Source organism: Mitsuaria chitosanitabida ATCC BAA-476 = NBRC 102408, from assembly GCF_001598255.1.
Classification (GTDB): domain Bacteria; phylum Pseudomonadota; class Gammaproteobacteria; order Burkholderiales; family Burkholderiaceae_C; genus Roseateles; species Roseateles chitosanitabidus.
This window is the reverse complement of the sequence record NZ_BCYP01000036.1, coordinates 14,777-39,425: the sequence shown is the minus strand read 5'-3', so window position 1 is coordinate 39,425 and position 24,649 is coordinate 14,777. Positions and strand designations below refer to the sequence as shown.

Here is a 24,649-nt window from a genome sequence, read left to right as displayed (position 1 = left end):
AGCTTCTGCCGATTGGCGCGGCCCAGCGGGCACAAACGGTAGATTCCTGCCGGTTGATGTCATCGTCAGCAACACAGGTGATCAATGAACGCCCGCACATGCCTGGGCAGCGCGTCCAGATCACGCACCCCGATGAGCAGCGTCCGATCCGCCCACGGCTCGTCGATGGCGATGCGGCGCAGGTTCAGCGGCTTGAGCAGCGGCTCCACCGCCTCCTCCGGCAGAACCGCGATGCCCATGCCGGCCGCGACCATGCGGCACATGGCGTCGAAGCTCCGCACCTGGATGCGGTTCTTGAGCCGGCGACCGAGCTTCTCCGTCTCCACCTCCAGGCGCTTGGCCAGCGAGGTCGCCTTGGCCAGGGTGACGAAGTCGTCGTCGACCGCATCCTCCCAGCGGACGGCCTTGCGTCGCGCCAGACGATGGCCGGCCGGCACCACCAGCGCGAGGCGGTCATGCCGGTAGGTCAGCACATGCAGGCCCAGCGCCGGCGTCCGGTCCGCGAAGATCCCCAGATCCGCGCGACCGTCGAGCACCGCCACCACGATCTCGTGGCTGTCGGCCTCCTCCAGCTCGATCCGGATGCGTGGGTTGTCGCGCACGAAACCGGAGACCTGCGCCGGCAGGAACTGCGTCACCGCCGAGGTGTTGGCCCACAGGCGCACCACGCCCGTCAGGCCCGAGGCGTAGTCGGACAGATCGGCCGCCATCTGGTCGACATCGCTGAGGATGCGCTGCGCGTGCTTCTGCAAGGCCAGGCCGGCCTCGGTCAGCGTCACCCCGCGCGAGTGCCGCTCCAGCAGCGTCGTGCCGAGCGAGCGCTCCAGGTCGCTCAGCCGCTTGCTCGCCGCGCCGACGGCCAGCGCGGCCAGCGCGGCGCCCTGGCTGATGCTGCCCGTCCGCGCCACCAGGCTGAACAGGGACAGCGAGACGAGATCGACGCGATGCAGGTTCATGGTCGGCGGAGTATCCATCCGTATCCACCGCGCCCGTTCCCCGGCCGCACGCGGAGGGCGCTGGGTAACATCCGCCCCCGATGCTGAACCGAATCTCCTTCCGCCAGATGCTGCTGATCGGCTTCCTGTCGATCGCCGGCCTGCTCGCGGGCGCGTCGCTGGGCGGCCTGCTCACGCTCGAGCGCCTGACCATGCAGAGCCGCGAGGCCGTCCTGCGCGGCGCCCGCATGAGCAGCGAGGTCCAGCAACTGGGCGACCGCAGCGTCAGCATGGAGCGCGCCGCGCGCCAGTTCCTGGTGCTGGAGGACCGCGCCCTGCGTCAGCGCTTCGAGGACGACGCCGCCGACGCGGAGCACCTGCTGCAGCTGCTGCGCACGCAAGGGCTGACCCCGGCCCCGCTGGACGCCTGGGCCGCCCGCCTGGGCGAGATCCGCGCCCTGCTCGACGCCGGCCCGCGCGCTGCCCCTCCGCGCAAGCGTGAACTGGACCTCACCGCCAAGTTCCGCGATCTGGGCAGCCTGACCGCGGGACTCTCCGAGGACGTGCGCCGCCACGCCGAGGTCAACAACCGCGTCCTGCAGGACAAGCTGGAGAACGGCCGCGTGCTGCTGGGCCAGCAGGTGCTGGGCGCGATCGCGATCGCCGCGCTGCTGTCGCTGGTCTTCGGCATCTTCCTGACCCGGCCGCTCAAGCGCCTGGAACGCGCCATCGCCGGCCTGGGCGAGAACCGCCTGGACGACCGCATCGAGATCCCCGGTCCCTCCGACCTGCGCTCCATCGGCCAGCGCCTGGACTGGCTGCGGCTGCGGCTGGGCGAGCTCGATGCCGACAAGGCGCGTTTCCTGCGGCACGTCTCGCATGAGCTCAAGACCCCGCTGGCCGCGCTGCGCGAGGGCACGGCGCTGCTGGAGGACAAAGTCGCGGGCCCGCTCAACGACAAGCAGAAGGAAGTCGCCCGCATCTTGCGCGACAACACCGCCGTGCTGCAGCGCCAGATCGAGGATCTGCTGCGTTTCAACGCCGCGGCCTTCGAGGCCCGCGACCTCAAGCCCCAGCGCACCGAGCTCATGTCCCTGATCCAGGGCACGATCGCCGACCAACGCCTGCAATGGCAGGCACGCGGATTGCACGTGACCGTCTCTGGCGGTCCGCTGGAGGCGGACGTCGACCCGGCCAAGTTCGGCGCCGCCGTCGGCAACCTGCTCTCCAATGCGATACGCTTCGCCCCGCCCGGCGGCCGCGTGGACATCGTCCTGGCGCGCCAGGACGGTCAGCTCACCATCGACCTGCGCGACGACGGCCCGGGCGTCGCGCCGGCGGACCAGGCCCGCATCTTCGAGCCCTTCTATCGCGGCGAACGCCAGCCCGAGGATGCCCTCAAGGGCACCGGCATCGGCCTGTCCATCGTCCAGGAATACATCGCCGCCCACGGCGGCCACATCGACCTGCTGCCCTCCGATCCGGGCGCCCATTTCAGAATCACGCTGCCATGCGCCCACCCGCCCCGATCCCTGAAGTCCTCCCACGCATGAGCACGCGGGCCGCGGCGCCAGCACGCGCCTGCGCCGCGCTGGGCCTGTGCGCGCTCGCGCTGCTGGCCGCCGGCTGCGCCCAGCTGCCGCCCAAGACGGTGGTCAAGGAGGTGCGCGTCGAGGTCCCGGTGCAGGTGCCCGTCGTCGCGCCGACCGACAACGCCGCGCGCGTCGTGCTCAATGCCAACGACCGGCTGCGTCAGCTCAGCCCGCTGGAGCTGGCCCAGGAAGTCGCGCCGCGCGACGACGGCACGCTCGCGCCCGGCAACGCGGTCCAGCTGGCGCTCGCGCTGATGGTCAGCCACAACAACGGCGAGACCTTCCGCGCCCAGACCCTGCTCGACCAGGTGCTGCGCGACACCCGGCCCGAGGCCAACGACTGGCGCCCGGTTGCCCAGTTCCTGGCCGACCGCGTCGCGGAACAGCGCCGCATGGAGACGGAGCTCGACAAGACCCGCCAGGCCCGCGACGACCTGCAGCGCCGGCTGGACGAGGCCAACCGCAAGATCGAGGCCCTCAAGGCCATCGAGCGCAGCCTGGGCGGGCCGCGCTCGGCGCTGGACAAGCCATGAGCGCGGCGAAGGGGGCGTCCGGCTCCACCGGTGCCAAGGGCGCGCGGCTGCTCATCGTCGATGACGACGCCGACCTGCTGAAGCTGCTGTCCATGCGGCTGGACGCCGCCGGCTACGAGGTCACCGCCGTCGGCAGCGCCGAGGCGGCGCTCGCGCAGCTGGAGGTGCAGCGGCCCGCGCTGGTGCTCAGCGACGTGCAGCTCCCCGGCATGGACGGCCTGGCGCTGTTCAACCTGATCCGCGAGCGCCACCCCGCCCTGCCCGTCATCCTGCTCACCGCGCACGGCACGATCCCCGACGCCGTCGCCGCGACCGCGCAGGGCGTCTACACCTACCTGACCAAGCCCTTCGACGGCCGGGCGCTGCTCGACACCATCGCGCAAGCCCTGACCCTCACCGCGGTGCGGCAGGACGGCGACAGCGACGGCACCTGGCGCGAGTCCATCGTCAGCCGCTCCAACGTGATGGCCGAGGTGCTGGCCGAGGCGCGACTGGTCGCGGCCTCGCAGGCGCCGGTGCTGATCCGCGGCGAGAGCGGTACCGGCAAGGAGCTGCTCGCGCGCGCCATCCACGCCGCCAGCCCGCGCGCCGGCCGGCCCTTCATCGCCGTCAACTGCGGCGCGATCCCCGAGCCGCTGCTGGAGTCGGAGCTCTTCGGCCACGTCAAGGGCGCCTTCACCGGCGCGCTGGCGAATCACCGCGGCCTGTTCCAGGCGGCGGACGGCGGGACGCTGCTGCTCGACGAGATCGGCGACATGCCGCTGCCGCTGCAGGTCAAGCTGCTGCGCGTGCTGCAGGAGCACCAGGTCCGGCCCGTGGGCGCGAGCGACTCGGTGCCGGTGGATGTACGCATCCTGTCCGCCACCCACCGCGACCTGGAGGCCGCGCTGGCCGAGGGCCAGTTCCGCGAGGACCTCTACTACCGCCTCAACGTCGTGAGCCTGACGCTGCCCGGCCTGAACCAGCGTCGCGAGGACATCCCGCTGCTGGCCCAGCACTTCCTGCAGCGGCTGGCGCTCAAGTACGACAAGCGCCTGAACGGCTTCGCGCCGGACGCGCTCAAGGCGCTGACCATGGCCGCCTGGCCGGGCAACGTGCGCCAGCTCCACAACGTGGTGGAGCAGGTCAGCGCGCTGGCCACCTCGCCGCTGATTCCGCTCGCGCTGGTGCAGCGCGCGCTGCGGTCCCCCAGCGTCGAAGTACTTCCTTACGCGGAGGCGCGACAGCGTTTCGAGCGCGAGTATCTGGTGGGCCTGCTCAAGCTCACCGACGGCAACGTCGCCGATGCCGCGCGCCTGGCCGACCGCAACCGGACCGAGTTCTACCGCTTGCTGCAGCGCAACGGACTGGAGCCCTCGATGTTCCGGGCCGATGGGCCTGTCGCTGAATAGCGACAAGAAAATTCCTTTGAAATCAACGACTTGGGATTTCACCCCCGCCCCGCGTCGCCGTCCGGCGACACAAAACCCAGGGTGCGGCACCGCACAAATGGTGTAAGTCCTTGATCTGAAAGACAAATCACATGTGGCACAGGTCTTGCGCTAGGCCTGTCACATGCGAACTATTCACACCCCCTCCTCTCGGACCCGCATCCAGGCGACCAGCGTTCGCCTCCTGGCCGACCAGCGTCGGTGGATCGGATCGTTCCTCGGGCTGGCCGTGGGCGCCGCGCTGCTGGCGGCAGGCGCCTCGGCCCAGGCCTTCGGCTTCGACGACGTGGCCGAGCGCGCCAAGGCGCTGGCCGCCAAGCCCTACGTCGCGCCGCCGGACAAGCTGCCGGCCGAGCTCAAGAACCTCAACTACGACCAGATGCGCGACATCCGGTTCAAGCCGGCCCGCGCGCTGTGGCGTGACGAGAAGCTGCCCTTCGAGCTGATGTTCTTCCACCTGGGCCATTACCAGACCCAGGCCGTGCGCATCAACGAGATCGTCGGCGGCCAGGCAAGACCTGTCCCCTTCAAGCGCGAGGACTTCGATTACGGGAAGAACAGCCAGCTGTCGCCGCAGAAGTGGGGCGACGTCGGCTACGCCGGCTTCCGCGCCCACTACGCGCTCAACAACGACAAGTACAAGGACGAGCTGGCCGTCTTCCTGGGCGCGAGCTACTTCCGCGTGCTCGGCGCCAACCAGCATTACGGCCTGTCGGCGCGCGGCCTGGCCATCGACACCGTCGGCGGCAAGGGCGAGGAATTCCCCCGCTTCAGCGAGTTCTGGATCGAGCGCCCCGCGGCCGACGCCAAGACCCTGACCATCCACGCGCTGCTGGACTCGGCGCGCGCGAGCGGCGCCTACACCTTCGTGATCAAGCCCGGCAGCGAGACCGTGGTCGAGACCCGTGTGCGCCTGTTCATGCGCGCGCCGGTGGCCACGCTGGCGATGGCGCCGCTGACCAGCATGTACCTCTTCGGCGAGAACCAGCCGCAGAAGGGCGACTTCCGGCCCGAGGTCCACGACAGCGACGGCCTGATGGTGGCCAGCGCGAGCGGCGAATGGATCTGGCGTCCGCTGATCAACCCCAACGGCACGCTGACCACCTCGTTCACGCTGCCCGGCGTGAAGGGCTTCGGCCTGATGCAGCGCGACCGCCGCTTCTCGAGCTACGAGGACGTCGAGGCCCGCTACGAGATGCGGCCCTCCGCCTGGGTCGAGCCCACCAGCGACTGGGGCCCCGGCCGCGTCGAGCTGATGGCGCTGCACACGCCCGACGAGACCCACGACAACATCGTCGCCTACTGGGTCCCGGCCAAGCAGCCGGCCCCCGGTCAGCCGCTGGACTACGCGTATCGCCTGCACCTGCAGGGCGAGCAGCAGCAGCGTCCGCCGGGCGCCTGGGCGGTGCAGACCCGCACCGGCTACAGCTACGCCAAGCTCGATCAGAACGAGCAGCAGTTCATCGTCGACTTCGAAGGCCCGTCCCTGGCCGCGCTGCCCGCCGGCGCCGAGGTGAAGGCCGTGGCCAGCACCAACGACAACGGCCAGGTGAGCGAGGTCAACGCCTATCCCAATCCGGTGACCGGCGGCTGGCGCATGGCCGTCCGCGTCAAGCAGCTCAAGCCCGGTCAGTCGACCGAGCTGCGCGCCTTCCTCCAGACGAAGCAACAGGTCCTGACCGAGACCTGGAGCCTGATTCTTCCTCCCCAGTGAAGGAGCCCGACATGACCGAATCCTTCCGCGACGCCGCCCACACCGCTCACGCCGGCGCGCCCCTGCGGGCCGCCGCCGCCCCCGGCCCGGTGGGCCCGAGCGCCCCGCCGATGAAGCGCGGCTCGATGGTGCCGCGCCCCTGGGGCCTGCGGACCCCGCCGGTGGAAGCCCTGCCCGGCGCCGAGCCGCCGCAGGCCTGGGAGACCGCCGCCCGCAACCGCCGCAACGCGCTGAAGCTGGCCATCGCCGGCGCCACCGCGCTGGCCACCGGCGTGCTCTGGCAGACCCACAACGGCTGGGCCGACAACCCCTGGGCCTTCGCGCTGCAGTGCGTGCACCTGGCGCTGTTCGCGCTGCTGTTCGCCTGGGTCAGCGCCGGCTGCGTCACCGCGGTGATGGGCTTCTGGGTGATGCTGCGCGGCGACCGCCACGCCATCTCCATCCAGGACGCCGGCAACGACCCGTTGGGCGCCCACGCCCGCACCGCGCTCGTCATGCCCATCTGCAACGAGGACGTCACCACCGTCTTCGCCGGCCTGCGCGCCAGCTGCGAATCGCTGGCCGCCGCCGGCGCGCTGCGGCTGTTCGACGTCTACATCCTGTCCGACTCCAGCGACCCCGAACGCCGCACGCAGGAGCTGGCCGCCTGGGCTGAGCTGCGCGCGCAGTTCGCCGGCCGCGGCCGCGTCCACTACCGCTGGCGCCAGCGCCGCGTGAAGAAGAAGGCCGGCAACGTGGCCGACTTCTGCCGCCGCTGGGGCCGCAACTACCGCTACATGGTGGTGCTGGACGCCGACAGCGTCATGAGCGGCGACTGCCTGCTGGGCCTCGTCCGTCTGATGGAGAAGCACCCGCGCGCCGGCATCCTGCAGGCCGCCAACCAGGTCTGCGGCCACGACACGCCGCACGCCCGAGCCCAGCAGTTCGCGAGCCGCGTGACGGGTCGCCTCTTCGCCGCCGGCATGCAGTTCTGGCAGCTGGGCGAGGCCCATTACTGGGGCCACAACGCGATCATCCGCGTCGAGCCCTTCATGAAGCACTGCGGCCTGGCTCAGCTCAACGGCAAGGAGATCATGTCGCACGACTTCGTCGAGGCCGCGCTGATGCGCCGCGCCGGCTACCAGGTGTGGCTGGTGGCCGACCTGCCGGGCTCGTACGAGCAGCAGCCGCCGCACCTGCTGGCCGAGCTGCAGCGCGACCGCCGCTGGTGCCAGGGCAACATCCAGAACGCCGGCCTCATCGCCGAGCCCGGCCTGCACGGCGTGCACCGCGCGATGCTGGTGACGGGCGCGCTGTCCTACCTGGCCGCGCCGCTGTGGCTGCTGTACGTCGGCCTGGGCGTACTGCTCTGGAACGTCGGCGGCAGCGAGAGCTTCCGTCCCTTCATGAGCGACGGCTCGCTGGCGCCGGGCGTGGCCGCGCTGTGGCTGGGCACGATCGGCATGCTGGTGCTGCCGCGCCTGCTGTCGGTCGCGGCGCTGATCCTGCGCGGCGAGCAGTCGCAGTACGGTGGCTCGCTCAAGCTGATCGCCTCCTGCGCCACCGAGGCCGGCATGTCCCTGCTGCAGGCGCCGCTGCGGATGGTCGCGCACTCGATCTTCTGCGTGGTCGCGCTGACCGGCATCTCGCTGGAATGGAAGTCGCCCCCGCGGGCCGCCGAGGACGTGTCCTGGCGCGAGGCCTTCGCCGCCTACGGCCGCGTGAGCGCGGTGACGGCCGTGATCGCCGCCGCGATCGGCGCGCTGAGCCCGTCGACGCTGATCTGGGTCGCCCCGATCGCCCTGCCGCTGCTGCTGGCCGCGCCGATCATCGTGCTGTCCAGCCGCGCCCGTCTGGGCGAGCGCCTGCGCGCCGCCGGCCTGCTGGTGATCCCCGAGGAGAGCCGCACCCCGACCGTGCTGAGCAACGCCTGGGCCTACGGTCGCCAGGAACGCCGTCTCCCCGGCTGGACCGAGCTGATCGCCAGCCGCCGCCTGACCGCGCTGGCCGCCGAGGCGATGGGCCGCCGCGAGATCGGCCACGGCGTGCGGGCCCGCGTGCGCGACCGTCGCCTGCATGAGCTCGCCGCCCAGCCCGGCGCGCTGGAAGCGCTGACCCCTGCCGAGCGCATGCGCTTCCTGAGCGAGCCGGCCCACCTGGTCCGTCTCGCCCAGCCCAAGCGCCCTGCCGCCGCCGACGCGGCGCGGGAGCTGCGCCTGGCCGCCTGATCGTTCCTTTCCCCGCGCGCCGCGCCGGGCGCTGGACAGACCGAGTCATGGCGGTCTCTCCGGCGCCCGGCGTCGGTCCTTGTGAGATCAGACCGGATCGCGGTCGTGGCGCGTGATGCCCTCGGGCAGCTCGACCCAGCGGTGCATGCGACAGGTGTAGACCGAGTCCTGCGGCGCCGGGAAGTCCGGATCGCCAAAGCCTCCGACGGCGACGCCGACCGTGCCCTCGACGCCTTCCTCGGTGTGGAAGAGGTTGCTGCCGCAGGCGGGGCAGAAGCGGAACCGGAAGCGCGCGCCCTGGTCGCCGGCGCGCACGAATTCATTGGCGACGCCGATGACCTCGTAGGGCTCCCGGAACGCGGCGAGCGCCGCGAAGACGCTGCCCGTGCGGCGCTGGCAGGCCAGGCAGTGGCAGAGGCCCGTGCCCAAGGGCTCCCCCTGCACCACGATCTTCAGCTGGCCGCAGGCGCAGGACGCTGTTCTCGAAGACATCGATCACCTCCCTGGAGACCGGTCGTGGAACACCCATGCTATGCGGCACCCGGGGGCTTGGCTACCGGCGCGGCCCGTCGTGCTCCGTACGGCATCCTCCTGGGAAGGGATGCGCCGGGGCGCGAGGCCCGTGGCGGCGGGCGTTCCGGACGCCCGTTCAGAGCGCCCAGAGCCGCGGCGCGGTGCCGTCGAGTCCCCACAAGACCTGACGCCATGTGGCCCAGCAGCGACGCAGCAGCAGCGCCACCGGCTCGACCACCGGTCCCAGCGCGCGCACGATCAGCACGCCGTCCTGCGCCGCCGTCGCGCCGGCACTGGTGCGCAGCGGGTCGGCCTCGATGAGGGCGCGGACCGCGTCGAGCGCCTGCTCGCGGCGCTCGCGCGCGATCGCCGTGCCGCTGGCGAAGACCAGCGTGCCCAGGCAGCGATGGCCGGCCAGGCCGAGCTCGCCGTCCATCAACAGGGCGTCGGAGGCGTCGAGCAGGCCGCGCTCCAGCCAGACGCCGGGGATCTCGAGATGCTGCTGGAAGCGGCCGGCCGCATAGGGCTGGCCCGCGCCAGGCAGGCCCAGCGCGGTGATGTCCCAGGCGAACAGCTCGGCGCTCGGGGCGAGCTCGAAACGGGCCTCGTTGAGGCCTTCGCAGCCGGGATAGGCGATGGCTTCCAGCGGCAGCCATTCCAGCCGGGAGTCCTCGCCCAGCCGCGCGTGCAGACGCTGCGTCGCCAGCGCGCCGGTGGGGCTGCGGTAGAAGCGCGTCGCGCCCGGCGTGGTGACCAGCGCATGGGCGCCTGGGTCCAGCGTGAGCCCGATGTCCAGCGTGTCGCCGCCGACCAGGCCGCTGGGCGGGTGCACCAGCACGCTGTGGCAGATCGCGTCGCCCTCGGGGTAGAGGCTCTTGAGCAGTCGCAAGGGGCCTTCATGCGCGTGGCTGACGACGCAGCGCGCGCCTTCGCGCCGGTAGTCCGCGCGCAGCCTCGCGAGCCAGTGCTTGCCGCCCGGATGACCCGTCACGGGGATCGGATCGGCGGACCGCGCGGCGGTGCCGCCCTCGTCGGTGGCGGGCGAGGCGGTCGGGACGGACGTGGCGGTCGGGACGATCATGGGCGCCGATGTTAGAGGCTGCGCGCCCGGATCACACCCGGGTCAGGCTCGGCGCCTGTCCAGGCCAACGCTCACTTGGGCAGCGTGATCCAGGCGTACTCCAGCCAGTTGTCGGCGCGGTGCACCACCTTCACGCCCTGCCGCGTCGCCCAGGGGATCACCTGGCGATGCAGCGGCAACACGTTGAGCTGGGCGCGGTACTCGGCGAGCGCCGCCTTGATCAGTTGCTCGCGCTTGGCCGGGTCGGCCTCGCTCGACGACGCCGCCGCGAGCTGGTCGAACTTCGCGTTTCTCGACCGGCCATAGTTGTAGGCGCCCGCGCCGGAAGCCCGATCCTCGTTGCGATAGACCGGCGTGAAGATGGTTTCCGCGTCGGTGATCGCGCCGCCCCAGCCGAGCAGGTAGAGCGAGGTCTCGTAGCGCTCCAGCTTGGGGAAGTAAAGGACGCGCGGCATCGCGTTGACCTTCACCTTGATCTTGATCTGCGCCCACATCGAGGCCAGCGCCAGGCAGATGCCCTCGTCGTTGACGTAGCGGTTGTTGGGACAGTCGAAGGTGACCTCGAAGCCATCGCCATAGCCCGCGTCGCTCATCAGCTTGCGCGCCGCGGCCAGGTCGACGGGCAGCCGCGTCTCCAGCGCCGGGTCCTCGTAGGCCCCGAGCGGGGATGGGGTGAGCCCGCCGGTGGGCTGCGACAGTCCGTTCATCAGCCGCTTGCGGATGGCCTCGATGTCGATGGCCTGGTACAGGGCCTGGCGCACGCGCAGGTCCTGGAAGGGGTTCTTCCCGTTGGCGGTCTTGCCATAGACCAGCGTGTCGCGCGCCTGGTCCATGCCGACGAACACCAGCCGGTTCTCGACGCCCTCGACGATCTGGATGCCAGGCGTCGCGCGCAGGCGCGGCACGTCCCGCGGCGAGGGATCGAGCAGCAGGTCGACCTCGCCCGAGACCAGCGCGGCCAGCCGCGTCGCGTCGTTGGCGATGGGGGTGAACTGGACTTCCTGCACATTGCCTTCGAAGCGCCCCCACCAGTTGGGGTTGCGCTTGTAGGTGGTGCGGATGCCGGGCTGGCGCCGCACCAGCATGAAGGGGCCGGTGCCGTTGGCGTTGAAGCTGGCGAAGCTCTCCTCGTTGTCCTTGAAGCTGAGCGGCTTGGTCACCTTGTGCTGCTCGGACCAGGACTTGCTCATGATGAAGATGAGGTCCAGGTGCTGCAGGAAGATGGGATCGAAGCGCGGCTGGGTGATCTCGACGGTGAGCTCGTCGAGCTTGCGCGCCGTGCCCACCGCGTTGGCGTAGACGGCGATCTGGGAGCTGGGCGCCTTCGCCCGCTGCAGGGAGAACACCACGTCGTCGGCGGTGAAGGCCGAGCCGTCGTGGAACTTGACGTTGGGCCGGAGCTTGAAGCGCCAGACGGTGGCGCTGACCTGGGTCCATTCGGTGGCCAGGCCGGGGACGATGTTGAGCTGTCGGTCGCGGGAGGTGAGGCGCTCGTAGACCTGGGCGTTCATGCCGTTGGTCTGGCTCTCGTTCTGCGAGTGGGGGTCCATGGTCTGAGGATCCCCCTGGCTGGCCCAGCGCAAGGTCTGCGCCTGGGCCGAGGACATCCCGCCCGGTCCTCCGGCGACCACGCCGGCGCACAGCGCCAGCAGCATGAGCATCCGCGTCATTCCGATACCCCCGACGTCCCATGTAGTGGCGACGAGTTTAGGGAGCCCCGCCCGGGCGGGTGCTCGGGGTCTTTACGGACGGTGCGGGGATTGCCGGGGGCCGCAGCCGTCAAGGCGCGCTGGTGCTGCTTGCCGCGTCACTCGCGCAGGCCGACCTGTTTCCTGAAGCGGCCCGATGGGCGCGGTGCTCCGGGGCGGAGGCTCGCGATCCAAGGTGAACAGCCTTGGATTCAGCTGATTCACAATCTCCAGCGCTCGGCGCTGACTCTTCTCCATGTGCCGGATGATTTCCATTGCCTTGTTTCGCATCGACGCACTCCTCGGTGTCAAGGGGAAATGTTTGAAACAGCAGGGCCGGCTTGTCGCCCTGTGCCGACTTCCGCATCCAATCTCTGACCCATTCGGAGAGGCGACGAACTTCCCCCTCCGCGGAGTACACGCGCAGGAAGAGTCGCCGAGCCTCCTTCCGATCGATGACGAAGGAATGCGACGGATAGGCCGAGATCAGATCGTCCAAGCCCGCCTCTCGGAGATTGCGGCCCCGCGAGGCAAGCCGGACTCCATAGGCCTGGGCAATGCTCAGCGCACGGTTGACCTCCGCCAGTCGAAATGGATCGATCCGTTCTGCGATGGGTCTCATCAAGCCGTTCACGAGCGCCGTCGCCATCTCGGAAGACGCGCTCCTGGCAAGGCCCTGTTCCCGGAATCTCGCCATGGAATCCCTGAACGCCTGAAGCTGTTGCGCACAAAGAAAGTCGAGCGCGGTGAAGTACTCCAGCCCGGAGTTGCTCGCGGTCGGCTCATCGTCACGCCGGATCTGTACGTCCAAGGGCCCGAGCTCACCTTGATCATCCATGTAGAGCACGGAAGCGCCCAGGACGATGAGAGTCCCCGCACTCTTGCAGTAGCGGGGCACCAGGGCGCTGACAGACTGGTAATTGGCTCCCAGGGCCCTGGCAATTCGGAATGCCGCATGTGGATCCCCACCCGGCGTCTCCAGAATCACGAGTACGCGCGTCGACCTCTTCCGTGACGCGATCAGCTCACAGAGTTGCTCATAGCCGTCGGTGGTGATTGGCCCCGCATAGGCGATCACATCGAGCGGAGCGGCAAGCCCATCCTCACCATCCGCAGCGTCCGCCACCATCGCCGCGCCGTCGGCTCCCACGGATTCATCGCCTCGCTCCGACAGAACTGCCATGCCGCCTCCTCCTGCGCCGGACATCGACGCGAGGCCCGCATCTTCCGACGCGGGTTTCCCGCGCGCCATTGCCTGAACTAGGAGACGTTTGCCCTGAACATCGGGCGGCCCTACCGACTCGTGCGATGGCCGACTACCGAAGCAAGTGAGAGGGGCTCACCCCGCCGGGGCCTGCCACAGCTCGTCGAGCTTCTGGAACCCCCAGGTGGCCGGGTCCTCGCGACCGACGATGCGGTCCGACGCGCCCTGCGACGACAGGTCCAGCACCTGTGTCGGGATCGGCATCTGCGACTTCGTCGAGTAGAAGGCCCGCACCCGCGGCGCCGTCAGCGCGGTGGCGTTCTGCTCCAGCACCACCGCCAGCTTGCCCGACTGCAGCTTCACCAGCGTCCCCACCGGATAGATGCCCACGCACTTCACGAAGGCCTGGAACACCCGCGGGTCGAAATGCCCCGACCACTGCGCCATCCGCGCCAGCGACGAGGCCGGGTCCCAGGCGTTCTTGTAGGGCCGGTTCGAGGTGATCGCGTCGTAGACGTCGCACACCGCGCCCATGCGCGCCAGCAGGCTGATCTCCTCGCCCTTGAGCTTGCCGGGATAGCCGCTGCCGTCCATCTTCTCGTGGTGCCGCAGCGCCACGTCCAGCGCGCCCTCCGACACCGCCGCGCCGTCCTTGAGCATCTCGAAGCCGCGCGTGGGGTGGTCGCGCATGATGGCGAACTCGTCGTCGGTCAGCGCGCCCGGCTTGTTCAGCACGTCCAGCGGCATCGCCATCTTCCCGATGTCATGCAGCAGCCCCGCCAGCCCCGCGTCGCGGGTCTGCGCCTCGTCCAGGCCCATCTGCCGCGCCAACGAGACCATCAGCGCGCACACGGCCACCGAGTGCATGTAGGTGTAGTCGTCCTTGGTCTTGAGCCGCGCCAGGCTGATCAGCGCCGACGGGTTGCGCACCACCGAGCTGGCCACCTCCTCCACCAGGGGCAGGCATTGCTCGGCATCGATCGCCTTGCCCAGCCTCGCCTCGCCGAACAGGTTCATCACCGCGCGCTTGGAACGCTGCATCACCTGCGTGGCACGCTCGAGTTCCTCGCCCATGGAGGCGGGCGCGGTGCCCAGCTCCAGGCGCTCGCGGGCTGGCGCCACGGCGGGCGCCTCGGGCGCGGGCGCGATGACGGTCGGGGCGGCTGGGGGCGGGGGGCTCGCCGGTGCCGCGGGCGCGGCGGCGGCCTCGCCCTCCACGTCCAGGCCCAGCGACGCGTCGATCCAGCAGAACGGCACCCCGCTCGCCTGCAGCGCGCGGAGGTCTTCCGGATCGGTCAGGACGAACTTCGTCTTCCAGAAGGGATGGGAAAGCCAGGAGCCTTCCATCCCGTGCAGATACATGCCCAGCCGAACCTGTGACGTGGGAATCTTCTTCAGCATGACCGGCGTTCTCTTCCAGGACAACACAGTATGGCGCCCTCCTTGGCGCCCGCACAGTCGGCACGACTCAAAAAACGAAAAGCCGCCCGGTCGGGGCGGCTTCGCTGCGATCAGGCTACGTCGGTAGCCTGCCACGTTTCACCGGAATCTTGATTGCGGGACTGTACGGAGTTCGGATGGGAGACTCGCCAAATACTGCGACAAAGTCTTCAGTTCCGCGTGCGTGAACTGCTTGACCTGGCCAGCCATCACCGCGTTGCTGCGTCCGATGTAGCTCTTGCCATCGGTCTGGTAGGACTTCAGCGCCACATACAGATAGTCGGCATGCTGGCCGGCGATCTTGGGGTAGGTGCCGTCGATCGGCTTGCTGAAGTTGGCGCCGTGACAGCTGGCGCAGGCGCCCTTGTCGAGCAGCTTGCGCACGTCGGCCGGGGCCTCGACGGTCGGCGGGACCGGGTCGACCTTGGCCTGGGACGCGTAGTACTCCGCGATCTGGGTGATGTCCTCGTCCTTGAGCGGCATGGCGATGCCGCGCATGGTCGGATGCTTGCGGTCGCCCTTGGCATAGGCCGCCAGCGCCGAGGCGATGTACTTGGCGTTCTGGCCCGCGATCATCGGGACCTTGTGCACTTCCGGGAAGGACGCCTGATAACCCGGAATGCCATGGCAGCCGATGCACATGGCCACCTTCGCCTGGACCGGCGCGCCGGTGCCAGGACTTGCGGGGGTTGCCGCCGGCGCTTGTCCCGGCGCCGGGGAGGAGGATGCGTTGGACTGAGCCGATACAACAAAAGCACTACCAGCCAGCATCAACGCGAGGGAGATCTGCAGTTGTCTTCTCATGGTCCCGATCTTCTAGGATTTGGGGCGGCGCGATTATAGGGGGGGCCCTATATACTGGTTTTCACCTCTGCGCTAGAGAAGACCCTCATGAAATTCCAAGGTACCCAGGACTACGTCGCCACGCCCGACCTGATGCTGGCGGTCAACGCGGCCATCACGCTCAAGCGGCCGCTGCTGGTCAAGGGCGAACCCGGCACCGGCAAGACCCTGCTGGCCGAGGAAGTGGCCAAGGCCCTGGACCTTCCCCTGCTGCAATGGCACGTCAAGAGCACGACCAAGGCGCAGCAGGGCCTGTACGAGTACGACGCCGTCTCCCGCCTGCGCGACAGCCAGCTCGGTGACGACAAGGTGCGCGACATCGGCAACTACATCGTCAAGGGCACGCTGTGGCAGGCCTTCGCGTCCGACACCCCGGTGGCGCTGCTGATCGACGAGATCGACAAGGCCGACATCGAGTTCCCCAACGACCTGCTGCGCGAGCTCGACCGCATGGAGTTCTACGTCTACGAGACGCGCGAATGGGTCCGGGCCAAGCATCGGCCGCTGGTGTTCATCACCTCCAACAACGAGAAGGAGCTGCCCGACGCCTTCCTGCGCCGTTGCTTCTTCCACTACATCAAGTTCCCCGAGGCCGACACGATGCAGGCCATCGTCGACGTCCACTTCCCGCATCTGAAGAAGGAGCTGCTGGCCGCGGCGCTCAAGACCTTCTACGACGTGCGCAAGCTCCCCGGGCTCAAGAAGAAGCCCTCGACCTCGGAGCTGATCGACTGGCTCAAGCTGCTGCTGGCCGAGGACATCCCGCTGGAAGCGCTGCAGACCCAGGACGAGAAGGTCGCCATTCCGCCGCTGGTGGGCGCGCTGCTGAAGAACGAGCAAGACCTGACCCTGTTCGAGAAGCTCGTCTACATGCAGAGCCGCAACCGCTGACGCGCGCGCCCCGCCCTCCCCGACCGGGTCCGCGAGGCCCGGTCCCCTCCCCTCCTCCAGGCCCGACCGGGCATCCCGACTTGAGCACCACCCCCCTTCCTCTCGCCGCCCCGGTCACGCTGACCGGCCCGCATGCCCGGCTCGAGCCGCTGTCCCGCGACCACCACGATGCGCTGCTCGACGCCGTCCGGGACGGCGACCTGTGGAAGCTCTGGTACACCTCGGTCCCCGCGCCGGACCGCCTGGCCGCGGAGATCGACCGCCGCCTCGCCCTGCGCGAGGCCGGCACGATGAATCCCTTCACCGTCTTCGACGCCGCCGGCCGCGCGGCCGGCATGACGACCTACATGAACATCGATGCGGCGAACCGCCGTGTCGAGATCGGCTCGACCTGGACGCGCGCCTCCTGCCAGCGCAGCGGGCTCAACACCCAGTGCAAGCTGCTGCTGCTGCGCCACGCGTTCGAGACGCTGGGCTGCATCGCCGTCGAGTTCCGCACCCACCGCCTGAACCAGCAGAGCCGCAAGGCCATCGAGCGCCTGGGCGCGCAGCTGGACGGCGTGCTGCGCTCGCACCAGCGCATGCCCGACGGCACGCTGCGCGACACCTGCGTCTACAGCATCACCGCGGCCGAATGGCCGACCATCCAGAATCATCTCCAGTGGCAACTGGACAAACCCCGGAGCGCCTGATGCCCGCATCGAAGAACAAGAACACGGCCCAGGCCGCCACGACCGCCATCATGGACATCGACGCGCTCTGGTCGATGGACCGCCTGGGCGCGCCGACGCTGTCGCCCGACGGCGCGCAGGCGGTGGTCCCGGTGACCCGCTACGACATGGACAAGAACAAGGGCCGCACCACGCTGTGGCTGCTGTCCACGCTGGGCGGCGCGCCGCGCGCGCTGACGCAGGCCGGCGAGAAGGACGGCCAGCCGCGCTGGAGTCCCGAGGGCGACCTGGTGGCCTTCGTCGCCCGCCGCGAGCAGGAAGGCGACAAGGACGAGTCGCCGCAGCTCTACGTCATCCCGCCCGATGGCGGCGAGGCGCGCCGCGTCACCCGCATGCCCTTCGGCGTCGAGGCCTTCAAGTGGTTCCCGGACGGCCGCCGGCTGGCCTTCGTGTCCTGGGTCGATCCGACGCTGAAGGGCCAGGCCGCGCAGGCCCAGGCCCGCCAGGCCGAAAAGGACCGCAAGGAGACGGCCTACGTCACCGAGGAAGGTTTCTACCGCTTCTGGGACCACTCGCTGCCCATGGGCCGCGTGCCCCATCTGCATGTGGTGGACGTCGAGACCGGCGAGATCCGCGACCTCTTCGAGGGCACGTCCTACGAGCTCAGCCGCGCCGAACCCGACGCCGACACCTTCGACATCTCCCCCGACGGCCGCCGCATCGTCTTCAGCTTCGACCCATCCGAGAAGAAGATCCTGGAGCACCGCAACGGCCTGGCCGAGATCGACGTGCGCTCCGGTCGCGCGCAGCCGCTGCTGGTGGACGGCGACTGGGACTTCACCGCGCCGGTCTACAGCCACGCTGGCCAGCACATCGCCTTCGTCGCCAGCCATCAGGGGGTGAAGCACACCATGCCCGCGCAGCTCGCGGTGCTGGACACGCACGGCCACTGGGCGGTGCTGTCGGAGGACTGGGACCGCGAGGTCGCCGCCCCGCTGCGCTGGGACGAGGACGACCTGGGCGTGATCTTCTGCGCCGAGGACCAGGGCCGCCGCCACCTCTACCGCTTCGACGTCAAGACCTTGCACCCGTTCGCGCTGTGCGAGGGCGGCCACGTCGGCGCCTTCGCGCTGGCGGCCGGCACGCTGGTCGTGCTGCACGACAGCGCCTCCTTCCCGCCGCGGCTGTCGCTGGTCGAGCGCGAGGGCGAGGCCGACGAGCAGGTGCTGCGCCGCATCGAGTCCTTCAACGACGAGCAGCTCGCGGCCCGCCGCTTCGGCGAGGTCGAGGAGCTCTGGTACGAGGGCGCGCAGGGCGAGCTGGTCCAGATGTGGCTGTACTACCCGCCGGACTTCGATCCGAAGAAGAAGGGCAAGACGCCGCTGATGCAGCTGATCCATGGCGGTCCGCACACGGCGATGGGCGACAGCTGGCACTGGCGCTGGAACCACCAGTTGATGGCGGCGCAGGGCTATGTCGTGGCCTGCGTGAACTACCACGGCTCGTCCAGCTTCGGCTACCGCTTCGCCGATTCGATCACCGGCAACTGGGGGCCGCTGGAGTGCGAGGACATCGAGATCGCCACCTCGCTGCTGCTCAAGCAGCCCTGGGCCGATCCGAAGCGCGTCTTCGCCACCGGCGGCAGCTACGGCGGCTACATGGTGTCGTGGATGAACGGCCACGTGCCCGCGGGCCGCTACCAGGCCTACGTCTGTCACGCCGGCTGCGTCGACTGGCAAGCCATGTTCGCCAACGACGCGTACCACTGGCACGCGAAGGAACTGGGCGCCTGGTACTGGGAGGACGCCGCCCGCGTCGCCGCGCAGAGTCCGCTCACGGCCGCGCAGCACTTCAGCACGCCGACGCTGGTCATCCACGGCCAGCTCGACTACCGCGTGCCCGACGCGCAAGGCCTGGCCTACTACAACACGCTGAAGGCGCGCGGCGTCGAGGCCAAGCTCGTCTGGTTCCCCGACGAGAACCACTGGATCCTCAAGCCACGCAACAGCAAGCTCTGGTACCACGAGTTCTTCGACTGGCTGCGTCGGCACGACACCGCGGGCGCGAAAGGGCCGAAGCGCGCGAAAGGCACGAAGAGCGCCAAGGCGGCCACCGTCAAGAAGGCGCGCGCCGCCTGACCCGTCGCGCCGCCACCGCGAGCAGCGCCAGGCCCGCCGCCGTCATCGCCGGCGATGAGGGCTCGGGCACCGGGGCGATCGGGGGAGCGATCGGCGGCACCACCGGCGGCGCGATCGGGGTCGTGACCGGGGGATCGATGGGCGTGCCCACACCCGGTGGCAGCGTGTAGAGCGGCGGTGGCGGCAACCCCGCGACCGGCGGCCCGCCCGGCGGCGAGATCGACAGGCTCGGCGGCACCGCGAGTGCCGTCGGCGGCACCAGCGGAACACCCGGCAAGGTTTCGGGCAAGGGTGTCGGCGCCAGCGTCAGCGGGACGCTCTCGGGCACCGGCGTCGGCGCCCCCGCGCCCGGCGGATCGAACGGCAGCTCGCCCTCCCCCGCGCCAGGCCCTCCGCCAGCCACCCGCGCGATGCGGCTCACGTTGCGGCACACCGTCGGCACCATCACGCAAGTCTGCCCCTCGCAATAGACCAGGGCCCGTTCCCGCTGCGCATCGGACCAGCGTTCGCGGCTGACCGTCGCGCAGACGCGACCGGGGCCCGCGCCGAAATGCATGTCGCGGATCTGCGGCTCATAGCCCGCCTTGCCGGCGATCCGATCGCGGGAGATCTCGACGATGTCGTCGTAGTCGTGGGCCCGCATGCGCGCCTTGAGCCGCTCGCGCAAGTCCGGCGCGAGATCGGTGTAGCGATCCACCGCCGAGGGTACGTCCCCGGTGAAGGCGTCGCGCCCGGGATGGTCCCAGGAGCAGGCCGGCGCCGGGGCCCTCCCGCTCCTCTCGCGCCGGGCTCCCATCGTGCCCATCGCGCTCGTTGACGTCGCCTCGGTCGACCCGGTCGGCGCGGCCGCGGTGCCCGGCGAGGCACGCGCCCCGACGGGCAGCACAGTCAACAGGATCGGGAGGAAGGCGAAGGCGGCAAGCGCCCCCATGGCCGGCGAGCTGAGGCAAGTGGCAAGTCTGGACATCGTCGGAAGGCGGCCGCCATCGCGGCCCCGTCACCTTGTCGAAGTGGACCCGGGACGGGAATGGCAAGGTCGATGCCGTCACCCGTCCGGTGACAGGTCTTGCTTCCGAGATGCGGACAAATGGCGCCCGATGACGCCATTGGTCACAGTCCTTACCCGCGTCGTCCCGCGGGACAGGGACCGAGGTCGGGCACGCCGCCGCGGCGCGCGAGCCGCCGGGGTCAGGCCTCGTCCCAGTCCAGATCCCCGCACAGCACGCGCAGCCGGCCGTCCTGCCAGTAGGCGACGGACACCGTGACGCACATGCGGGCGCCGTGCAGGCTCAGGTAGGGCCGCGTGACCTGGACCTCCCCCACCGACTCCACCGCCCGGCGGAAGTACGGCCGGCGCGCCCAGCGCGCGTCGCCGGCGCGTTCCATCGGCAGGAAGCGCGGATCCAGGTCCAGCGGCGTGTCCGCCGGCACCGCGCGCGGGCCGATCTCCCGGCCGTCCTCGTCCAGCAGCACGCACATCTGCGCGCCCGCCAGCTTCAGGAAGACCGCGCAGGCCTCGGCCAGCGGCCGGCCTTGCTGCAAGGGCTGCAGCGCCAGCGCGATGGCCGTGCGGAACGGCGTCAGCCGGTCCAGGTGGTCGCGGCGCAGCTGAGCCTGGCGCGCGTTGAACAGGCTCCACACGCCCTCGAGCTCGGGCGACACGCCCTGCTCGTCGCGCAGCATCGGCGCCGGATGGCCGAAGGCGAAGCCCTGCACCAGGTCGACATCCGCGTCCATCGCCATCTGCGCGTCCTCGGCGGTCTCGATGCCCTCCAGCAGCACCAGCGAGCCGCACTCGTGCAGCAACGCCACCATCTGCGCGAGCACCCGCGCCATCTTGCGCGACCCGCGCGTGCGCTTGAGCAGCGAGCGGTCCAGCTTCACGATCTCCGGCCGGATGCGCCAGATGCGGTCGAAGTTGGAATGCCCCACGCCGAAGTCGTCCAACGCCAGCAGGCAGCCGGTGGCGCGCGCCGCCTCGACCGCCGCCTCGAAGCTGTCGTCCCGGGCCATCACGTCCTCGGTGACCTCGAACACCAGCCGGTGCGTCGGCAACCCCAGGTCGTGCACCACCTCCACCGCCCGCGCCAGCATCCGCACCTGCACCGCCGCATGCACGAAGACCGCCGGGTGGATGTTCAGGAACAGCCAGCAGTCCGACTGCCGCTGCGACACGAAGTTGTGCACGTGCAGCAGCCGGCACAGGCGGTCCAGCCAGACCTGCTCGTCGAAATTGCCCACGCCCTCGAAGGCCGCCACCGGCGGGATGGGCCGGCCGCGCTCGTCCTCGACCCGCACCAGCGCCTCGTAGCCCACGGGCCGGCGGTGCGGAAAGCTGTAGATCGGCTGGAAGGCGCTGGTGAGCCGGCGCCCGGCGTGCTGGGCGACCCAGCGCCCGCGCTCCTCGAAGATCGCGCCGTAGAGCGCCTGAAGCATCGCCTCGACCTCGACGTTGATCGCCAGGTCCGCGCCTTGCCCGCCGCCGTAGTCACCGTCCATGCGCCCGATCCCAACCTTGTTGTCTGTCGCCGTGCCTCACGCCCGCGGGGCACCTGCGTGCGCCGATGCTACGCCCATGCCCGCCGTGGATAATGGCCCGATGCCCTGCAGTTCAGGGGGGAGGCCCATGCTCATCCAGTTCTTCTACACGTTGCGCGCCGCCAAACTCCCGGTCTCCGTGAAGGAGTACCTGACCCTGCTCGACGCCATGAAGTCGGGGGTCCTGGACGATGACGGCGGGCCCACGATCGACAAGTTCTACGCCCTGGCCCGCACCGCGCTGGTCAAGGACGAGGCGCTGTTCGACAAGTTCGACCGCGCCTTCGGCGCCTACTTCAAGGGCGTGGAGCTGACCGGCGAGCTCTTCAAGGCGCTGCCGCAGGACTGGCTGACCAAGCAGCTGGAACGCGAGCTCACGCCCGAGCAGCTGGCCCAGCTCAAGGCCCTGGAGTGGGACGAGCTGATGGACACCCTGCGCCAGCGGCTCGAGGAACAGAAGGAACGCCACGAGGGCGGCAACCGCTGGATCGGCACCGGCGGCACCAGCCCCTTCGGCAACGGCGGCCAGAACCCGCGCGGCGTGCGCATCGGCGGCCCCGGCGGCCAGCGCAGCGCGGTCAAGGTCTGGGACCAGCGCGCCTACCGCGACTACGACGACGGCATCGAGCTGGGCACCCGCAACATCAAGGTCGCCCTGCGGCGCCTGCGCCGCTTCGCGCGCGAGGGCTCGGAGCTGGAGCTCGACCTGGACGACACCATCCACAAGACGGCGGCCAACGCCGGCATGCTGGACATCCGCATGGTCCCGGAGCGGCACAACAAGGTGAAGCTGCTGCTGCTGATGGACGTCGGCGGCACGATGGACGAGCACGTCCACCGCGTCGAGGAACTGTTCTCCGCCGTGAAGAGCGAGTTCAAGCACCTGGAGTTCTTCTACTTCCACAACTGCGTCTACGACTTCGTCTGGAAGCAGAACCAGCGCCGCTTCAGCGAGAAGACCTCCACCTGGGACCTGATCCACAAGTACAACCGCGACTACAAGTTGATCTTCGTGGGCGACGCGACCATGAGCCCCTACGAGATCCTGCAACCCGGCGGCAGCGTCGAATACAACAACGAGGAAGCCGGCGCCGAATGGCTGCAACGGCTGACGAACCACTTCCCCAAGCACGTCTGGATCAACCCCGAGCCCGCCGGCGTCTGGCAGTACCGCCAGAGCATCGCGCTGATCCAGCAGTTGATGCAGCAGCGCATGATGCCACTCACGATGAGCGGCCTCGAACAGGCGATGCGCGTGCTCAACCGATGACGGCAGCGCGTCCGGAGACGTCCCTGGGTCGTTTCCTGCGCGGCTGGTCGCTGGTCCTCGTGATCGGCGCCGGCGGCGCGGTGCTGGGCGGCTGCTCGCTGCTGCCCGCCAACAACACGACCACGCAGCTCAAGGTCGCCCAGCCGGCCGAGGCCGACACCGACAACCCCAACGTCACCACGCGCCGCATCTCGGCCTACGAGCTCACCATCGACGCGCCGCCCGAGCTGCGCTCGCTGCTGATGGAGCACCTGGACCTGGCGCGCTTCCGCGACACGCCCGACGACATGCGCCTGACCGCGGCCGAGCTGCGCCGTCTGGCCGCCGTCGCGCCCGAGCAGGCGACCAAGCTGCTGGAGACCGCCGGCTACTTCAACGCCAAGGTCAGGACCGAGGAAGTCGGCGACCTGTCCGACGGCGTGCGCAACCTGCGCCTGGTGGTCGAGACCGGCCCGCGCGCGCTGGTCCGCCAGATGGACCTGCGCATCGAGGGCCCGCTCAGGACCGCCGCCGAACGCGGCGACAAGCTCGCCACCGCGCTGGAGCGCACGCTGACGCAGAGCTGGCAGCTCCCCGTGCAATCGGGCTTCAGCCAGGGCGACTGGGCCGCGTCCAAGAACGCGCTGCTCGCCCGCGCCCGCGCGCAGGGCTATCCGCTCGCCCGCATGACCCACAGCGAGGCCGTCGTGCAGGCCGACGACAACCAGGTCGACATCGCCGTGACGCTGGAGAGCGGCCCGCTGTTCACGCTGGGCGAGCTCACCGTCGAGGGCCTGAAGCATCAGCCCGAGGAGAGCGTGCGCCGGCTCGCGGGGTATCAGCTGCACCAGCCCTACAACGAGAAGCTGCTGCTGGACTTCCAGGAGCGGCTGGTGGGGACCCAGCTGTTCGACAGCGCCAGCGTCGAGATCCAGCCCGAATCCGTCACCCCGCCGCCCGGCGCCGAGACCGTCGAGGTCCCGGTCACGGTGAAGATCCGCGAGGCCGCGCGCCAGCAGGTCACGCTGGGTATCGGCTACCAGACCGTGGACGGCCCCAGCGCCAGCGTCGAGTACACGCATCGCAAGCCCTTCGGCCTGAACATCCGCGAGCGCACCAAGCTCGAACTGGCCAAGACGCGCCAGGTGCTGGAGACCGAAATCAGCTCGCATCCGCAGCCCAACATGCAGCGCAGCCTGGCCTCGGTGCGGCTGGAGCGGCTGGACGACAACAACCAGGTCAACACCAACCTCAGCACGCGCCTGGGCTACGCCAAGGAGACCGAGCCCGAGGACCGCCTGACCTATGTCGAGCTGCTGCGCGCCTGGGAGCACAAGCCCGAGGTGCAGACCACGGTGGCCGGCGCGATCTCGCTGAACCAGCAGATGACCTGGCGCCGGCTGGACTCGCGCGTGCTGCCGAGCAAGGGCTGGAGCGCCACCATGACCGTGGGCGGCGGCTGGGCCGACAGCTCGACGCAGGCCAAGGGGCCCTTCGCGCGGGCGATCGGCAAGGCCTACTGGTACCAGCCGCTGCCGGGCAAATGGCTGTTCTCGACCCGGGTCGAGGGCGGTCAGATCCTGGCCAAGAGCGACCTCGGCCTGCCCGAGGCGCTGCGCTTCCGCACCGGCGGCGACGACACCATCCGCGGCTATGCCTTCGAGACGCTGGCGCCGCTGGACTCGGCCGGCAACCTGACCGGCGGCCGCGTGCTGCTGGACGGCAGCGTCGAGGTCTCGCATCCGCTGACGCCCCGCATCCCGCAACTGCTGGGCGCGCTCTTCGTCGACGCCGGCAACGCGGCGCAGAACTGGGGCGACTACCGTCCCGCGTGGGCCTACGGCACCGGCCTGCGCTACCGCAGCCCCGTGGGGGTGCTGCGCTTCGACCTGGCCAAGGGGAACCGGGCCGACCGCTGGCGCATGCACTTCAGCCTGGCGATCAGCCTGTGAGCCCGACCGGACGCCCCTTCCCGCAGCCCC

The 24,649-nt window shown here is 70.0% G+C and carries 19 protein-coding genes; 10 read left to right on the top strand and 9 right to left on the bottom strand.

Features of this window, described 5'->3' with window-relative positions:
• Positions 1-65 precede the first annotated feature (65 nt).
• A complete protein-coding gene (locus MCHT01_RS21975; protein WP_067068777.1) occupies positions 66-956 on the bottom strand; it encodes a LysR substrate-binding domain-containing protein in 891 nt (296 codons plus the stop codon).
• A gap of 80 nt (positions 957-1,036) precedes the next feature.
• Here MCHT01_RS21975 and MCHT01_RS21970 point away from each other — a divergent pair, with 80 nt between their 5' ends.
• From MCHT01_RS21970 to mdoH, 5 genes are all read left to right on the top strand, one after another.
• Positions 1,037-2,488, top strand: coding sequence for a HAMP domain-containing sensor histidine kinase (locus tag MCHT01_RS21970; protein WP_067068772.1), 1,452 nt, complete (start codon positions 1,037-1,039; stop codon positions 2,486-2,488).
• Entirely contained in the window at positions 2,485-3,060 is a 576-nt protein-coding gene (locus MCHT01_RS21965; protein ID WP_067068770.1) for a hypothetical protein, read from the top strand. The genes MCHT01_RS21970 and MCHT01_RS21965 overlap by 4 nt, the downstream gene beginning before the upstream one ends.
• Positions 3,057-4,451: a sigma 54-interacting transcriptional regulator gene (locus tag MCHT01_RS21960; RefSeq protein WP_067068767.1), complete on the top strand. Its 1,395-nt coding sequence runs from the start codon at positions 3,057-3,059 to the stop codon at positions 4,449-4,451. Before MCHT01_RS21965 ends, MCHT01_RS21960 begins: the two co-directional genes overlap by 4 nt.
• 163 nt (positions 4,452-4,614) lie before the next feature.
• Complete coding sequence (locus MCHT01_RS21955) at positions 4,615-6,204, top strand: glucan biosynthesis protein G (RefSeq protein WP_174549073.1); 1,590 nt, start codon at positions 4,615-4,617, stop codon at positions 6,202-6,204.
• Positions 6,205-6,215: 11 nt separating this feature from the next.
• Positions 6,216-8,411 carry a glucans biosynthesis glucosyltransferase MdoH gene (mdoH, locus tag MCHT01_RS21950; RefSeq protein WP_148661665.1) on the top strand — a complete coding sequence of 732 codons (2,196 nt, stop codon included), beginning with the start codon at positions 6,216-6,218 and terminating at the stop codon, positions 8,409-8,411.
• An 87-nt stretch (positions 8,412-8,498) separates the two neighbouring features.
• Here the strand turns inward: mdoH and MCHT01_RS21945 are convergent, their stop codons facing one another.
• From MCHT01_RS21945 to MCHT01_RS21920, 6 genes are all read right to left on the bottom strand, one after another.
• A complete protein-coding gene (locus tag MCHT01_RS21945) occupies positions 8,499-8,903 on the bottom strand; it encodes a GFA family protein (RefSeq protein ID WP_067068764.1) in 405 nt (134 codons plus the stop codon).
• Positions 8,904-9,060: 157 nt separating this feature from the next.
• Positions 9,061-10,005, bottom strand: coding sequence for an urease accessory protein UreD (locus MCHT01_RS21940; RefSeq protein WP_084453201.1), 945 nt, complete (start codon positions 10,003-10,005; stop codon positions 9,061-9,063).
• 71 nt (positions 10,006-10,076) lie between these two features.
• The gene (locus MCHT01_RS21935) at positions 10,077-11,666 is read right to left on the bottom strand and encodes an ABC transporter substrate-binding protein (RefSeq protein WP_245643545.1); all 1,590 of its coding nucleotides are present in this window, start codon (positions 11,664-11,666) and stop codon (positions 10,077-10,079) included.
• Between the two features lie 118 nt (positions 11,667-11,784).
• A complete protein-coding gene (locus tag MCHT01_RS21930; RefSeq protein ID WP_067068758.1) occupies positions 11,785-12,876 on the bottom strand; it encodes an SDH family Clp fold serine proteinase in 1,092 nt (363 codons plus the stop codon).
• A 156-nt stretch (positions 12,877-13,032) separates the two neighbouring features.
• Complete coding sequence (locus MCHT01_RS21925; RefSeq protein ID WP_084453197.1) at positions 13,033-14,298, bottom strand: cyclic di-GMP phosphodiesterase; 1,266 nt, start codon at positions 14,296-14,298, stop codon at positions 13,033-13,035.
• A gap of 138 nt (positions 14,299-14,436) precedes the next feature.
• Positions 14,437-15,141, bottom strand: coding sequence for a c-type cytochrome (locus MCHT01_RS21920; RefSeq protein ID WP_067068753.1), 705 nt, complete (start codon positions 15,139-15,141; stop codon positions 14,437-14,439).
• Between the two features lie 87 nt (positions 15,142-15,228).
• Between MCHT01_RS21920 and MCHT01_RS21915 the strand changes: the two genes are divergently transcribed.
• From MCHT01_RS21915 to MCHT01_RS21905, 3 genes are all read left to right on the top strand, one after another.
• Positions 15,229-16,071 carry an AAA family ATPase gene (locus MCHT01_RS21915; protein ID WP_067068750.1) on the top strand — a complete coding sequence of 281 codons (843 nt, stop codon included), beginning with the start codon at positions 15,229-15,231 and terminating at the stop codon, positions 16,069-16,071.
• An 80-nt stretch (positions 16,072-16,151) separates the two neighbouring features.
• Complete coding sequence (locus tag MCHT01_RS21910; protein ID WP_067068749.1) at positions 16,152-16,763, top strand: GNAT family N-acetyltransferase; 612 nt, start codon at positions 16,152-16,154, stop codon at positions 16,761-16,763.
• Positions 16,763-18,880 (top strand): S9 family peptidase, encoded by a 2,118-nt coding sequence (locus MCHT01_RS21905; RefSeq protein WP_245643534.1) that lies wholly within the window; start codon positions 16,763-16,765, stop codon positions 18,878-18,880. Before MCHT01_RS21910 ends, MCHT01_RS21905 begins: the two co-directional genes overlap by 1 nt.
• Here the strand turns inward: MCHT01_RS21905 and MCHT01_RS21900 are convergent.
• Positions 18,858-19,811 (bottom strand): MHFG family PEP-CTERM protein, encoded by a 954-nt coding sequence (locus MCHT01_RS21900; RefSeq protein WP_067068746.1) that lies wholly within the window; start codon positions 19,809-19,811, stop codon positions 18,858-18,860. The two genes, MCHT01_RS21905 and MCHT01_RS21900, sit on opposite strands and share 23 nt — an antisense overlap.
• A 257-nt stretch (positions 19,812-20,068) precedes the next feature.
• Positions 20,069-21,379: a sensor domain-containing phosphodiesterase gene (locus MCHT01_RS21895; RefSeq protein ID WP_245643532.1), complete on the bottom strand. Its 1,311-nt coding sequence runs from the start codon at positions 21,377-21,379 to the stop codon at positions 20,069-20,071.
• A gap of 127 nt (positions 21,380-21,506) precedes the next feature.
• Here MCHT01_RS21895 and MCHT01_RS21890 point away from each other — a divergent pair, with 127 nt between their 5' ends.
• Positions 21,507-22,688, top strand: coding sequence for a vWA domain-containing protein (locus tag MCHT01_RS21890; protein ID WP_067068745.1), 1,182 nt, complete (start codon positions 21,507-21,509; stop codon positions 22,686-22,688).
• Positions 22,685-24,619 (top strand): autotransporter assembly complex protein TamA, encoded by a 1,935-nt coding sequence (locus MCHT01_RS21885; protein WP_067068743.1) that lies wholly within the window; start codon positions 22,685-22,687, stop codon positions 24,617-24,619. Before MCHT01_RS21890 ends, MCHT01_RS21885 begins: the two co-directional genes overlap by 4 nt.
• Positions 24,620-24,649 lie beyond the last annotated feature (30 nt).